The sequence below is a fragment of the Chryseobacterium sp. HNCC26DJ241 genome, assembly GCF_057180505.1.
In genome coordinates this window covers 66,950-80,185 of record NZ_JBXUGL010000002.1, presented here as the reverse complement: position 1 = coordinate 80,185, position 13,236 = coordinate 66,950, and the positions used below count along the sequence as shown (strand labels likewise).

Below are 13,236 nucleotides of genomic sequence, written 5' to 3'. Positions count from 1 at the left end.
TTATAATGAATTTTTATATTTCATTGCTTCTTTAAAACTAAACAAGCCTTGCAAAATACTTTGTAAGGCTTGTCCAACATTAAAAAAATAAACTATTATGGTCTCCTTTTTGGAGGAGGGTTTTTGCCTCCCTCTCTTTTCATATCAATAATTTTGCTTCGTATCATTCCTTCTGTATTGTACATTTTCAGTACTTTTTGTGGAGGAATAATTTTCATAAATTTTTCGGAATACTCTTTTCTGTTATTCAATAATTGTTGTCCAATATCAAAACTTTGATTGAGTTGCTTCTTCGCTTCATCATCACTCATGCTATCATAATTTTGTGATGGCTGAAATCTGTTTTTAATCTCCTTTTGTTTTTCCTGATATTCGGTATACAATGATTTAAATTGCTCTTGGTTTTCTTTAGGAATATCCAGTTCTTTAAGAATCATATTTTGCTTAAATTCTTTCAACAAAGCCATCCTTTCTTCAGGTGACATATTGTTGATGATTTTTTTTCTTTGTTCAGGTGTCATATTTTTCCAGTCGTATTCTTTCTGAGTGGTATCTGAAGGATTGAAACCAAATTGCTGAGCCGAAAAAAAAACGGTTCCGAAAGATAGAGCAAGAAAAAGTATAATATTTTTTTTCATTTTTTTCAACATTTTAATGAGTTCTGGTATTAGTTATAAAGATCTAAATATACATCTTGTTCCGTAGCTTTTCCCATATCAGCAATTTCAGTATTGGAAAGTTCTGCCATAATCTGTTCCAATTGAACCTCCGTATTTGCTGAATTACTTTCCTGAGATTTGATTGCTATTTTTTCTTTTGAATGCATTTTCATGCTTTCAGGTTTTACAATTTCGTTCTCGGCTTTATTTTCACTTCTCTCCACTTTTTCAATATCATTCACTAAAGTTTCATACGCTGCCATTGCTTCATTACTGCTGGTTTCCGTTTTTGGTACATTGGCTAAAACATCTTTAGAAATTGTATTATTCTGAATAGGATTTTCATCATTCAATTGAAAAAAAGTTACAATTCCGAAAAGCAAAACTAATGTCGCCGCTACAGCATAAGTCCAATTTAGCTTAAATATTTTTGCTTTCTTTTCCTCTGGTTTTTGAACAAGATTTACATTATACAAAACATTATTCTGTACCTTTTCCAAAAAGTTTTCAGGTGTTTTATAGATGTTTTTTCGTTCAAGTTTTTCAATATCAAAATTTTTCATTTTTAGAAAAAATTATGTTTCGTAATTTTCTTTTATATAATCTTCTACTTTTTGCTTAGCATAATGATAATTGGTTTTCAAAGTTCCAACCGACATATCCAAAATTTTGCTAAGTTCTTCATAAGGCAGATCATCATAATACCTCATTGTAAATACTAATCTCTGTTTTTCCGGCAAGCTATGAATGGCTTTTTGTAGCAAAATCTGAATTTCATCGGCATCGTTTTCCATATTTTCTGCCATCAGATTTTGCAAATGATATTCAGCATCTTCATCGCTTTTCTGCATTTTCTTTATTTTATTAATCTGTTGCAGTGATTCATTTGTGGCAATCCTGTAAAGCCATGTATACAAAAGACTGTCCTGCTTGAATTGATGAAAATTCTGATAGGCTTTTATAAATGTTTCCTGCAAAACATCCTGAGCCAAATCATGATCTACAATCATTCTTCTAATATGCCAATATAACCTGCTCTGATAAGCATCCATCAACAAACGAAGCCCTTTTTCATGGGTTCGCTCATTCCGCATCAGTTCAATAATTTCTGAATCCTTATTCTTCATGGAGATGCTTTCCTTGGTTGGATAGTAAATTTAGATAAAAGTTAAAAACGATAAAACAATTTTTACTCCAAACCCTATTATTTCTTATTTTTGTTAGATGAATATTGTAATTATCGGTTCCGGAAATGTAGCCTATCATTTGGCTAAAGCCTTTGTAGAAAACGCCATTCCCGTATTACAAATTTATGGAAGAAACGAAAAGAATTTAAAAGAAATCTCCAACGAATTAAAAATTCCTTACTCTACAAAAAGTATTGAGGATGCTGATTTATACATTATTGCTGTAAATGATTCTTCTATTGCAGAAGTTTCCCGAAAAATTAAGAAAACCGATGCAATTGTTGCCCATACTTCCGGTTCGGTTTCACGTGACACATTGGAAGGAAATTACAGAAAATCAGTTTTTTATCCGCTTCAAACATTTTCTAAATCTAAAAAATTGAATTATTCTGAGATTCCTTTTTTCATTGATGCAGAAAATGATGAGGATAGAAATGTATTGGAAAATCTGGCTCGGAAAATTTCATCAAAGGTTCTTTTTGCGGATGATGAAAAACGAAAATACATTCATCTTACTGCGGTTTTTGCCTGCAATTTTGTCAATCATCTCTATGCAAGAGCAAAAGAAATTTCGGATTCGCAAAATATTCCGTTTGATTATTTTCTTCCTCTGATTGATGAAACCACCAACAAAATTCACGAAATAGAGCCTAAAATTGCCCAAACCGGACCTGCTATTCGTAATGATGAAAAAGTGTTGGAACTCCATGAAAAATTAATTTCGGATGAAGAACATCTGAAAATTTATAAAACCCTGAATCATTCTATTAAAAAAATGTATAATTTGAAGTAAGGTTTTTGAGTTGCAAAGTTGTCAAGTCGTAAAAATGATTAAACGAATCCACAACAAACAACTCTACGATTGACAATTAAAAAAATATGAGTTATTTATCAAAATTAAAAAATATTAAAGCGTTTGTTTTCGATGTTGATGGCGTTTTTACCGATGGAAGCGTCTATCTCCTTCCTGAAGGAAATATGTGCCGAGTAATGAACGTATTGGACGGATATGCCGTAGTAAAAGCCCTGAAAAACGACTATCTAATAGGTGTAATTACCGGCGGAAATGATGCAATGGTAAAACACCGAATCAATTATTTGGGAATACATGATTACTATCCGAAATCGCACAATAAACTGAATGATTTCGAAAATTTTAAAGCAAAATATCATCTTAAAGATGAGGAAATCCTAACAATGGGAGACGATATTCCGGATCTTTCAATCTTGAGGGTTTCGGGAATTGCCTGTTGTCCGGAAAATGCCGTTCCGGAAATTAAGGAAATGGTGGATTATATTTCGCCAATTTCGGGAGGAAAAGGAGCTGTGCGTGATGTGATAGAACAAGTAATGAAAGTTCAGGGAAAATGGACGGAAGATAATACTCAAAGCGTTTGATAATGAATATTTTATTGGGATCAAATTCTCCTCGACGGAAAGAACTTTTGCAAAGTTTAGGATACGATTTTAATGTTGTTTCTATTGATTGTGATGAAACATTTCCTGAATCTCTGGAACGTTCGAAAATTGCAGGATATTTATCAGAATTGAAAGCAAATTCTTTCCGGAAACTGAGTAACGAAGAAATTTTAATAACAGCCGATACTATTGTGGTTTTGGAAAATGAGGTTTTAGGAAAACCAAAAAATATTGAAGAAGCCCGACAAATGCTAAAAAAAATTTCGGGAAATGTACATCAGGTATACACAGGAATCACTGTAAAATCCTGCTCCTCTATTTTTACAAAAACCGATGTGGCCAATGTATTTTTCGATAAAATTTCGGATTCGGAAATACAATATTATCTTTCTACTTTCAAACCTTTCGACAAAGCCGGAAGCTACGGAATACAAGAGTGGCTCGGAATGGCAAAAATCAAAAAAATTGAAGGAAGTTTTTATACAATTATGGGACTTCCAACGCATCTTATTTATGAGATTCTTAAAACTTTCCTTCCATACTAAACCAAAATTAGTATTTTTACAAAAATATTGTTTGCATTAGTATAATAAAATGCAGATTGATAAGTTATTATGTAACAATGAAAAAAACCATATATTTTTTATCCATTATTGTTTTATTAGGTTCGTGTTCTTCCAGAAAAAAGAAGAATACCTCTACTTTTATGAAAGGTTTTTATACCTATTACAATACTCTTTTCAATAGCAAAGATGCTTTGGAAACAGAACTTAATAATCGTAAAAAATCGTTCAAAGACAATTATTATGCTCCTTATATTCAGCTTTTAAAATATGACGAACAACCTTTAGGAACTGAATTCGGAAGCAATTCGCTTTTCAGTGAAGGTATGCCTCAAAGTCCGAACAGTCCAGGAAACGGAAGAACACCTGAAAACAAAGGGGCTTCTTCTCTCCAGATTGCGGAAGCTAAAGCTCTGAAAGCTATAGATAAATACTCTGTTATGAAAAATGGAGTAGAAAAAAACAAAAAAATATTTGACGCTAATATTTTGCTTGCACAATCTCGCCTTTATCAGAATAAACCTTTGGAAGCTCTTGATGCTATCAATTCTATTTTCAGCACTATGCGAAAAGATAAACGAATGCCATTAGCAAAGGTTTATCAGGGACAAGCATTGGCCAAAATGGGCGACTATTACAGAGCAAATGAGGTTTTTAGTGATTTGAAAAATGAGAAAAAGATGAAGAAGCAATACAAAAAACTTCTAAGCATCTATTACTCTGAAATGCTTCTCCATTCCGGGAAAAAAGATGAAGCCATTGCGGAATTGGAAGAGGCATTTAAATTAAATAAAAACCGTGAATTACGAAGCAGAATCGCATTTCTTCGAGGACAGATCCTCGCTGAACTTGGCAGAGGCGAAGAAGCAAGAGAAAGTTTTGCTGCTGCTTATAAATATGCTAATGATTTTGAATTTGAAGTTAAATCTCAAATAGAAATTGCCAAAACATTTAACGGATCTTCTGATGATTATGAAGGAGCAAAAGAATATCTTGAAAAAATCAGTAAAAAAGGAACGTATGCTTCCCGAAAAAATGAATTTTACTATGCTCTTGGTTTAATGGCAAAAAAAGCCGGAAAAATGGACGAAGCCGATGCTTATTTCAGAAAATCTTTAACGGAGAAAGTATCCGATCCTCAAATTCGGGGTATGAATTATTATGAAATAGGAAAATCTTATTTCGATAAGAGTGATTATCTTTCAGCCGGAGCTTTTTATGATTCTGCCCTTGCTGTAATGACATACGAACCTTCAAAGGTTTTACTTACCGAGCAAACAAAAAATATAAAACAAGTTTCTGTCAATTACTATCTCATCAAGAAGAATGACAGTATTCTTGCACTGGCAAAAATGTCTGAAGCTGAAAGAATTGCATATTTTAATAAATACATTGATAAACTGAAAGCTAAAGAAGCCGAAGAAGAACTCATCAAAAAAAGAGAAGAAAAAAGCAAAGGTTTTGATACCGGAGATTATTCTGCAAATTCTATTTTTGCTAATAATAAAAGCGGTTTCCAAGATTTTTCAAATAATGGAAATAAGGGTGGTTTTTATTTTGCCAACCAAAATACAGTTTCCAAAGGACAAGCTAATTTCCAACAAATTTGGGGAAATCGTTCTTTGGCAGATAACTGGAGATTTTCTGCACGTTCTGCATCTTTAGAGGATATTAAAAATGAAGCATTGGGATTGACCTCTGCTCCAGATCCGAGAAGACATGATCCTGCCTTTTATATTGAGAAAATTCCAACTGATGAAAAACTTCTTGCAGGTCTTAAAAAAGATCGTGATACTGCCAGCTTAGGTTTAGGTAGAATGTATTCGGAATATTTCAATGATGTTCCTTTGGCTACCAAAACTCTTTATGATCTTGTAGATGTAAAACCTGAAGAAGAGGTAAAACTTCAGGCTCTTTACCAAATTTTTGCAATGAACTATGAGAAAAATCCTTCTGCCGCAGAAAGAGCAAAACAAACTATTCTGACAGAATATCCTTATACTTCTTATGCAGAATTTGTAAAAAATCCTAAAAACAATTCCTTCAATCAATCTTCAGAAGAGGTTGTAAAAGCATATACCGATGCTTTTGCCTTGTATGAATCTGAAAAATTTGAAGAAAGTAAAAAAATGATTGATGAAGCTATCCAGAAATATCCTAAAGATGCTTTGGTTCCAAAATTTGCATTATTAAATGCCTTCAATGCCGGAAAAACAGTGGGTAAAGAAATTATGATTCTACAACTGGAACAAATCGCTCTTAACTATGCCAAAACTCTCGAAGGAATAAAAGCAAAAGAAATGCTTAAATTTCTGAAAAGCGACCTGAATATAGAAATGACTGACGACTCCGGAAATACTATTCAGAATAATAAAAAACCTTCTGAAACTGAAGAGCAAATAAAAGAAGAAGAAGATAGGAAAGAAAAAAACAGAATAGGTCTTCCTAATCCTTCGGATATAGATAATCCAAAAATGATGAATGAAATTAAAGAAAACGAACCTGCACCATCAAGGAAAAAAATAAAATAAGCAAAGCGGAGAATTTAATCTCCGCTTTTTTTCTTTTTTACTCCATGAAAATCTTTCAGATAAAAAGGTTCAAAATAAGCCACATTTTCAAATTCCTGGTTCCGTATTTTTTCTAAAGTTGGTTTTATCAAATATTGAGCGGAAGGATAAACATCTTCTTTAAATTCTGCATTTTCGAGAGAAAGAATGTCTTTTGCCTTTTTTGCTCCGTCTCCCACAAAAAGAACTTTTTTCCCCTGAAATTCCTGAAAAGAATGTTCGTCCAAAATTTTAGCTTCCGTCTCCGAAATCATTTCCCCTGAATTTCCATCATAAACCGCTGTATAAACCTCCATTCTCCTTGCGTCGATCAATGGAATTATACAATCGTAGTTTTGGCCTAAAAAAGGCTCTATCATCGTTTCAAGAGAATTTACGGCAATTAGCGGAACTTTCAATCCGTAACAAAAGCCTTTTGCAGAAGCAGCACCAATTCTGAGACCGGTGTAAGAACCCGGTCCTTTTCCAAGAGAAACCGCTTCTATATCTTTCAGAAAAATTTCTGCTCCTTCCAAAGCCCATTCTACAAAGGTGTGAAGGCTTTCAGATTGTTTATAATTGTCTGAAACTTCTTCGCAAAGACACAGTAATTTTTCGCCTTCTGAAATGGCTACCGAACAGTTTTTTGAGGAGGTTTCTATGTGGAGAATTTTCATTTTTTTAAATAAATTCAGCTTATTTTTATCATTTTACAGAATTTCAATTTTCTTTTAATTTCTTTTCAGCATGACAAAAATAAAGATAATTTTGTTGATAAATCGATGATCTCACCTCTACTCTTTCCCAAATCCAAAGTTATGAATTATTTATTTTCTGTAAATCGTTCTTGGTTCGCTTTGTGCGCTCGGGTAAATAGTCATGTCTGAAATGGTAACATGTTTCGGAGCATTAATACAATAAGCGATAGCATCAGCAATATCTTCGGCTTTCAGAGCTTCATATCCTGCATAAACGGTGGCTGCTCTTTCACTGTCTCCTTTGAATCGTACTAACGAAAAATCAGTTTCCACAGCTCCCGGCTGAATATTAGTTACTTTTATCCCAAATTCTGTAAGTTCCAGTCGCATTCCTTCGGAAATTACATCTACTGCTTTTTTAGAAGCACAATACACTACTCCATTTGCATAGGTTTGTCTTGCCGCAACAGAGCTTATATTCACAATATGTCCGGAATTTTTCTCTTTCATTATTGGAATGAGCATTTTAGAAACGTATAAAATTCCTTTCACATTTCCGTCCATCATGGCATCCCAATCTTCTGTATTTCCTGCCGAAATAGGATCTAAACCATGCGCATTTCCGGCATTATTTATCAAAACATCTATGCTTTTCCAATTTTCCGGAAGCGAATTGATGGCGTTTTCTACTTCTTCAAGGTTTCTTACATCAAAATTTAAACTCCGTATTTCCGTGAAATTGGATAATTCGTTTTTTAGTGATTCCAGAATTTCTGTTCTTCTTCCACAAATAATGATTTTATTTCTTTGTTTTGCAAGATATTCTGCTGTTGCTTTTCCAATTCCGGAAGTTGCTCCGGTTATTAATATGATTCTTTTCATTGGTTTTTATTCCTTATTTTCTTTTGTCGAAATTCTTCTTTTTATCATAAAAGAGTAAATCATAAATTCTACCCACGGAATGAGTAATAAAAGTCCCCAAATCAAAAATATTCCTTTTAGTATTGATTGATATTGGGTTTTCAAAATTTCCAGAAAAAAACTTTGTATTTTGGTAATAATTGATTTTTCAAGGTCTTTCGGATCCATTTTTACCAATTCTTTAATTATAGCATCAAATTCACTGTAAGATATTGTTTCTGAAATATTTGCGTGAGGAGTAGCGTTTAGTAATCCGTACAAAGCAAGTGTGTGAATCCGGTCTCCGTATTTTTCTGCAAATTTTGCCGCAACCCAGTTTTTAGGTTTATCGACAATTTTAAATTGCGTATTATAGTTTTTGGCAAATTCTACAATATTTACCTTGAGATCTTTGTTATTTTGACTTAATTCAGAAACGATTTCCTGAAGTTCTAAAAGGCTTTTTTGCTTGTCTTTTTCGCTTTCGAAGACTTGTTGAGAACCGGAATTGTATAATTGGCTGCAAATGGAATAACTGTCTTTTTCCAATCCTTTATAAATTCCTCTTATAAAGCCGATTTTTACAGAAAAAAATAAATTAAGAATGATAAACGCTGGTATGTAAAGTTTTACCAAACGATTGTACCATTTATTTTCTCTTTTCAGAGCTTTACATTTTCTGAGCAGAAACCAATATATTAAACTTAGAATAATGCCCAACAAAACACAAACGAGAATGTTTGCAACAATTTTAAGAGGGTAAACTTTTAGAACATATAACCCTACTGAATAAAGTGTTTCCCAATCTATATTTTTCCACATATTTTATACTGAATCTATAATTTCAAAGGCGTTTTCGATATGTTCAATCTGTAATTTTCCTTTTGCATCGGGCAAAACCGAGATAATATCAAATCGTACTTCCTGATTTTTATTAAATTCTTCTAAATAATGATTGGCCGCTAAAATCAGTAATCTAATTTTCTTTTTGTTTACAGCTTCCTGAGGCAGCATAAAAGCATCTGTAGATCTTGCTTTTACCTCAATGATTATAATCAGGTTTTCTTTTTCGGCAATAATGTCAATTTCGGCTTTTTGAAAACGAAAATTCCTTACAAGAATTTTGTAGCTGTTTTTCTGAAGATATTCTACCGCCAAATCTTCTGCTATTTTTCCGAAATCGTTATGAGTGGCCATTAATTGAGTTTGAGAATTGAAGAATTAGAATGTTTTGTGCAATATTTAGAATTCAATCTTAGCCTTACTTTCTTCAATCTTCATTTTTACATTTCCACCAATGATTAAAGGTCGATTCTCAAAAATATGTCCGTTCGGGAACCCAAATAAAGTAGGAAAATTGTATTTTTTTAATCTCTGGGAAATGATTTCATATGCAAATCCGTCAAAACTTTCTTCGTAGTCTTTATTCTCTTTTTCATCGCCCATATTGGTCATTCCACCAACAATAAGCCCCTTTATTTTCCTGAAAACTCCGGCTAAATCTAAAGACATCAACATCCTGTCAAGAGCATAAAAATTCTCTCCAATATCTTCAATGAACAAAATTTTGTCCTGAAAATTAAAAGAATAAGGCGTTCCTAAAAGTGCATAAATCAAGGCTAAATTTCCTCCGACTAATTCTCCTTCACAATTTCCTTGTTTGTTAAATTCATTCGGTTTTAAGGAATATTTTGGAGTTTTTCCTTTCAGAATATCAAAAACCAAATCATAGCTTTCTTCCGAAACTCCAAAACTTGCCGTTTTTATCGTTTGTCCGTGAATGGAAGCAAATCCGTTTTTCAGCAAATAACTTTGTATAACCGTATTGTCTGAATAACCAATATACCATTTCGGATTTTTCTTGAATTTTGAAAGTTTTAAATGTCTTAAAAGATGCTGACAACCATAACCTCCTCTTGAAGCCCAAATTGCGGAAATTTCATCGTTATTCAAAGCCCAATTGAGGTCAGAGATTCTTTCTTTTTCAGTTCCAGCATAGTTGTATCCGTTGGAAAATTTAGTGTAAAGATGTTTTCCTAAAACAGGCTCAAATCCTTTAGACCTTATCATTTCCAAACCTTTTTGAAGCTGGCTTTCTTCTACTGCCCCTGCCGGTGAAATGATGGCTATTTTGTCTCCTTTTTGAAGTTTTTTTGGAAAAATAATTTCTTTCATTTCTTTGTGTTATATTATATTGAACGTGCCATAAAAGGCACGTTCCTACAATTTATTAATTATTATCAACGTCTTTTAACTTCTTTATGTTCCGCTTCTTCCAAACGCTTGTCAAACTGATTGAATTTAGCAAAACTCTGCAAAAAAATAAAAAAACTGAACACGAGTAAAACCACACCCACTCCTTTTCTGATTGTATTTGCAACTTTATCCGTCAGCTTACTGTGAAATTGTTTTGCCAGAAAAATCTTTAGTAGATCTATTCCCAAATATGTAGTAATGACCAAACCGATATACAAAATAGTATCTTCAGTTTTCGGATATTGATTTCTTACGGAAATAACGGTAACCAACCAAAATAAAATAACTCCAACATTCAAGAGATTAAAAAGAAAACCGTTCAAAAATGTTTTGCCATAATTCTGATTGATAAATTTTTGCTCATTAGGAAGATGCATTTTTGTTCGGGTAACGATCATAAAAATTCCGTAGACAAAAATAATAAGGGAGGTTATTCTGTAAAATCCGGGATGTTTATCAATAATATCTACCAAGTCTGCACTTGCAAAATAGGAAGCAATAATACACAAAATATCAGCAGAAATTACTCCCAAATCCAAAGCCAATGCATGACGCGGACCTCTGGAAAAACTGGTCTCAATAAGCAGAAAAAATATTGGACCTATAAATACAAGGCTCAACATTATGCCTAATCCTATTGATGAAAGTATGAGTTGTAGCATTAAACAAATGTAAAAATTTATAAATTAATTCTTTCAACTATTTTGTTTATCGGCTTTTTTATTAATCTACTATCTTGAAATCCAATTGTTTCTGGATAAGATTTGCTTTCATTACTTTTATTTTTACACGATCTCCCAATTGGTATTGCTTTCCGTGACGAATTCCGTAAACTGCATGATTTTTAGCATCATACATATAAGAATCATCCATCAGATCTCGTAATTTTATTAAACCTTCTGCTCCATTTTCCGGAATTTCTACCCAGAAACCAAATTCTGCAACTCCGGAAATCACACCTTCAAATTCCTCACCCAAATGTTTTTCCATGAATTTCACCTGCATGAATTTTATCGAATCTCTTTCCGCATCTGCAGCCAATCTTTCCATTGCTGAACAATGCTTCGATTTTTCTTCAAATTCCTGTTTGCTTACGGATTTTCCTCCATCCAAATAATGCTGCAAAAGCCGATGCGCTATCAAATCCGGATATCTTCGTATTGGTGATGTAAAATGCGTGTAATATTCAAATCCAAGTCCGTAATGTCCGATTGGTTCGGTGGAATAAACGGCTTTGCTCATGCTTCGCATTGCGAGAGTTTCTATCATATTCTCCTCCCCTTTTCCTTTTACATCTTTCAGGAGTTTATTCATGCTTTCGGCTACTTTTTTAGAATTTGCCAGATTCATTTTATAACCAAATGTGGAAACAAATTCTCTTAAAGATTCCAGCTTTGCAGGATCTGGATCATCATGAATACGGTAAATAAAAGTGAGATTGGTGGGTTCTTTTTTTCTGTTCAATGAAATGAATTCCGAAACTTTCCTGTTTGCCAAAAGCATAAATTCTTCAATCAAATGGTTAGAATCTTTACTCATTTTGAAGTAAACACCAATCGGTTCATTATTTTCATCCAGATTGAAACGTACTTCGCTTCTGTCAAAAGTAATCGCTCCTTTTTTAATCCGTAGTTCCCGAAGAATTTTTGCTAATTTATCTAAAGCTAAAATTTCTTCCGCTAAATCTCCGTTTCCGGTTTCTATCCGTTCCTGAGCTTCTTCATAGGTAAATCTTCGGTCTGAATGAATGACTGTTCTTCCAAACCATTCTTTCACCACTTCTGCGTCTTCATTTAATTCAAAAACTGCGGAAAAAGTGTATTTATCTTCATTTGGGCGAAGCGAGCAAACATCATTACTCAGAACTTCCGGAAGCATCGGTACTACTCTATCCACCAAATAGACAGATGTTGCACGATTATATGCTTCATCATCCAGCAAAGTTCCCGGAATTACATAATGCGAAACATCTGCAATATGAACTCCAATTTCCCAATTTCCATTTTCTAATTTCCGTAAAGAAAGAGCATCATCAAAATCTTTGGCATCTTTCGGATCTATGGTGAATGTAAGAATATTACGCATATCCCAACGTTTTTTTGCTTCTTCATCACTTATTTTCCGATCAATTTTTTCGGCTTCTCTTTCTACCTCTTCCGGAAATGCATACGGAAGTCCGTATTCTGCAAGAATGGAATGAATTTCGGTTTCATGCTCACCCGGAGCTCCCAAAACCTGAATAACCTCACCTTCAGGATTTTTGTCTCCCGGTTTCCATTCGGTCATTTTTACAATGACTTTATCTCCGTTTTCAGCACCGTTGAATTTCGCTTTCGGAATAAAAATATCCGTATTAATGGTCTTTTTGTCGCAAACTACAAATCCGAAATCTTTATAAGCTACTACTTGTAAAGTACCCACAAATTCTGTTCTGCTTCTTTCCAAAACTTCCAAAACAGAGCCTTCCAGTTTTTTACCTTTGTAGGTGTAGGTTACGATCAAAACTTTATCTCCTTGCAAAGCATCTTTCACGTTTTTGGAATGGATGAAAATATCTTCTTCTACTCCTTCTACATTGACGTAAGCATTTCCGGTTTGGTTGAAATCGATAATTCCTGTAAGAGTTCCTGCAATTTTAAGGTTTACAATGTATTTTCCTTTTTCCACTTCCTTGATTCTTTCGTCAGCAAGAAGTTTGTGAAGAGCCTGAATTACTTGTTCTCTTTGTCTTGGATTTTTATATTCTATTCCATCCGCAATCTGTTTGTAGTTGTAGATTTTGGAAGATTTCTGATTCATAAACTGAAGAATTTTTCTTCCTATTTCCTGCAATTTATGATTGTTTTTGTGACTTATGTATTTTGATTTTTTTGCCATATTATTTTGTTTTTTCTTCATTTTTATTTTTTTAATTCATTGTAATAGAAGATGATTTCTTCTAATTTATTCGACAGCATTTTTTCCTTTAAAATAAAAATCTAATGACGGATTTAGTTTTCTAAATT

14 protein-coding genes are annotated in these 13,236 nt (G+C 33.2%); 4 read left to right on the top strand and 10 right to left on the bottom strand.

Going from position 1 to position 13,236, the window contains the following annotated elements; translation table 11 throughout:
- Window positions 1-95: 95 nt before the first annotated feature.
- The 3 genes from AC2A1C_RS02910 to AC2A1C_RS02900 are packed head-to-tail and all read right to left on the bottom strand — an operon-like array spanning window position 96 to window position 1,786.
- A complete protein-coding gene (locus tag AC2A1C_RS02910) occupies window positions 96-638 on the bottom strand; it encodes a hypothetical protein (RefSeq protein ID WP_484023295.1) in 543 nt (180 codons plus the stop codon).
- A gap of 29 nt (window positions 639-667) precedes the next feature.
- A complete protein-coding gene (locus AC2A1C_RS02905) occupies window positions 668-1,222 on the bottom strand; it encodes a hypothetical protein (RefSeq protein ID WP_484023293.1) in 555 nt (184 codons plus the stop codon).
- A 12-nt stretch (window positions 1,223-1,234) separates the two neighbouring features.
- On the bottom strand, window positions 1,235-1,786 hold the full coding sequence (locus tag AC2A1C_RS02900; RefSeq protein ID WP_484023291.1) for an RNA polymerase sigma factor: 552 nt from the start codon (window positions 1,784-1,786) through the stop codon (window positions 1,235-1,237).
- Window positions 1,787-1,883: 97 nt separating this feature from the next.
- On the opposite strand from AC2A1C_RS02900, the gene AC2A1C_RS02895 reads away from it, so the two are divergent.
- The 4 genes from AC2A1C_RS02895 to porW all read left to right on the top strand — a co-directional run bounded on the left by AC2A1C_RS02895 (window position 1,884) and on the right by porW (window position 6,359).
- Window positions 1,884-2,639 (top strand): Rossmann-like and DUF2520 domain-containing protein, encoded by a 756-nt coding sequence (locus AC2A1C_RS02895; protein ID WP_484023289.1) that lies wholly within the window; start codon window positions 1,884-1,886, stop codon window positions 2,637-2,639.
- An 86-nt stretch (window positions 2,640-2,725) separates the two neighbouring features.
- Window positions 2,726-3,244: a KdsC family phosphatase gene (locus tag AC2A1C_RS02890; protein ID WP_484023287.1), complete on the top strand. Its 519-nt coding sequence runs from the start codon at window positions 2,726-2,728 to the stop codon at window positions 3,242-3,244.
- A 2-nt stretch (window positions 3,245-3,246) separates the two neighbouring features.
- The gene (locus AC2A1C_RS02885) at window positions 3,247-3,810 is read left to right on the top strand and encodes a Maf family nucleotide pyrophosphatase (protein ID WP_484023285.1); all 564 of its coding nucleotides are present in this window, start codon (window positions 3,247-3,249) and stop codon (window positions 3,808-3,810) included.
- Between the two features lie 77 nt (window positions 3,811-3,887).
- Window positions 3,888-6,359 carry a type IX secretion system periplasmic lipoprotein PorW/SprE gene (porW, locus tag AC2A1C_RS02880; RefSeq protein WP_484023283.1) on the top strand — a complete coding sequence of 824 codons (2,472 nt, stop codon included), beginning with the start codon at window positions 3,888-3,890 and terminating at the stop codon, window positions 6,357-6,359.
- Window positions 6,360-6,373: 14 nt separating this feature from the next.
- Here porW and tsaB read toward each other — a convergent pair whose 3' ends face one another.
- The 7 genes from tsaB to rnr all read right to left on the bottom strand — a co-directional run bounded on the left by tsaB (window position 6,374) and on the right by rnr (window position 13,108).
- Window positions 6,374-7,054, bottom strand: a complete 681-nt coding sequence (tsaB, locus tag AC2A1C_RS02875; RefSeq protein WP_484023281.1) for a tRNA (adenosine(37)-N6)-threonylcarbamoyltransferase complex dimerization subunit type 1 TsaB — start codon at window positions 7,052-7,054, stop codon at window positions 6,374-6,376.
- A 150-nt stretch (window positions 7,055-7,204) separates the two neighbouring features.
- Entirely contained in the window at window positions 7,205-7,957 is a 753-nt protein-coding gene (locus tag AC2A1C_RS02870) for an SDR family NAD(P)-dependent oxidoreductase (protein WP_484023279.1), read from the bottom strand.
- 6 nt (window positions 7,958-7,963) lie between these two features.
- The gene (locus AC2A1C_RS02865) at window positions 7,964-8,797 is read right to left on the bottom strand and encodes a hypothetical protein (protein WP_484023277.1); all 834 of its coding nucleotides are present in this window, start codon (window positions 8,795-8,797) and stop codon (window positions 7,964-7,966) included.
- A gap of 3 nt (window positions 8,798-8,800) precedes the next feature.
- A complete protein-coding gene (locus AC2A1C_RS02860) occupies window positions 8,801-9,172 on the bottom strand; it encodes a YraN family protein (protein WP_484023275.1) in 372 nt (123 codons plus the stop codon).
- A 45-nt stretch (window positions 9,173-9,217) separates the two neighbouring features.
- On the bottom strand, window positions 9,218-10,150 hold the full coding sequence (locus AC2A1C_RS02855) for a S66 peptidase family protein (protein WP_484023273.1): 933 nt from the start codon (window positions 10,148-10,150) through the stop codon (window positions 9,218-9,220).
- Between the two features lie 65 nt (window positions 10,151-10,215).
- Complete coding sequence (locus AC2A1C_RS02850; protein WP_484023271.1) at window positions 10,216-10,893, bottom strand: LysE family translocator; 678 nt, start codon at window positions 10,891-10,893, stop codon at window positions 10,216-10,218.
- A gap of 61 nt (window positions 10,894-10,954) precedes the next feature.
- Window positions 10,955-13,108 (bottom strand): ribonuclease R, encoded by a 2,154-nt coding sequence (rnr, locus tag AC2A1C_RS02845; protein ID WP_484023404.1) that lies wholly within the window; start codon window positions 13,106-13,108, stop codon window positions 10,955-10,957.
- Window positions 13,109-13,236 lie beyond the last annotated feature (128 nt).

Bases quoted from the DNA above. Each gene is read 5' to 3' on its own strand.
- AC2A1C_RS02905 (WP_484023293.1), bottom strand. From the start codon at position 1,222: ATGAAAAATTTTGATATTGAAAAACTTGAACGAAAAAACATCTATAAA.
- rnr (WP_484023404.1), bottom strand. From the start codon at position 13,108: ATGGCAAAAAAATCAAAATACATAAGTCACAAAAACAATCATAAATTG.
- AC2A1C_RS02855 (WP_484023273.1), bottom strand. From the start codon at position 10,150: ATGAAAGAAATTATTTTTCCAAAAAAACTTCAAAAAGGAGACAAAATA.
- AC2A1C_RS02900 (WP_484023291.1), bottom strand. From the start codon at position 1,786: ATGAAGAATAAGGATTCAGAAATTATTGAACTGATGCGGAATGAGCGA.
- AC2A1C_RS02895 (WP_484023289.1), top strand. From the start codon at position 1,884: ATGAATATTGTAATTATCGGTTCCGGAAATGTAGCCTATCATTTGGCT.
- AC2A1C_RS02885 (WP_484023285.1), top strand. From the start codon at position 3,247: ATGAATATTTTATTGGGATCAAATTCTCCTCGACGGAAAGAACTTTTG.
- AC2A1C_RS02910 (WP_484023295.1), bottom strand. From the start codon at position 638: ATGAAAAAAAATATTATACTTTTTCTTGCTCTATCTTTCGGAACCGTT.
- tsaB (WP_484023281.1), bottom strand. From the start codon at position 7,054: ATGAAAATTCTCCACATAGAAACCTCCTCAAAAAACTGTTCGGTAGCC.
- AC2A1C_RS02865 (WP_484023277.1), bottom strand. From the start codon at position 8,797: ATGTGGAAAAATATAGATTGGGAAACACTTTATTCAGTAGGGTTATAT.
- AC2A1C_RS02890 (WP_484023287.1), top strand. From the start codon at position 2,726: ATGAGTTATTTATCAAAATTAAAAAATATTAAAGCGTTTGTTTTCGAT.
- porW (WP_484023283.1), top strand. From the start codon at position 3,888: ATGAAAAAAACCATATATTTTTTATCCATTATTGTTTTATTAGGTTCG.
- AC2A1C_RS02850 (WP_484023271.1), bottom strand. From the start codon at position 10,893: ATGCTACAACTCATACTTTCATCAATAGGATTAGGCATAATGTTGAGC.
- AC2A1C_RS02860 (WP_484023275.1), bottom strand. From the start codon at position 9,172: ATGGCCACTCATAACGATTTCGGAAAAATAGCAGAAGATTTGGCGGTA.
- AC2A1C_RS02870 (WP_484023279.1), bottom strand. From the start codon at position 7,957: ATGAAAAGAATCATATTAATAACCGGAGCAACTTCCGGAATTGGAAAA.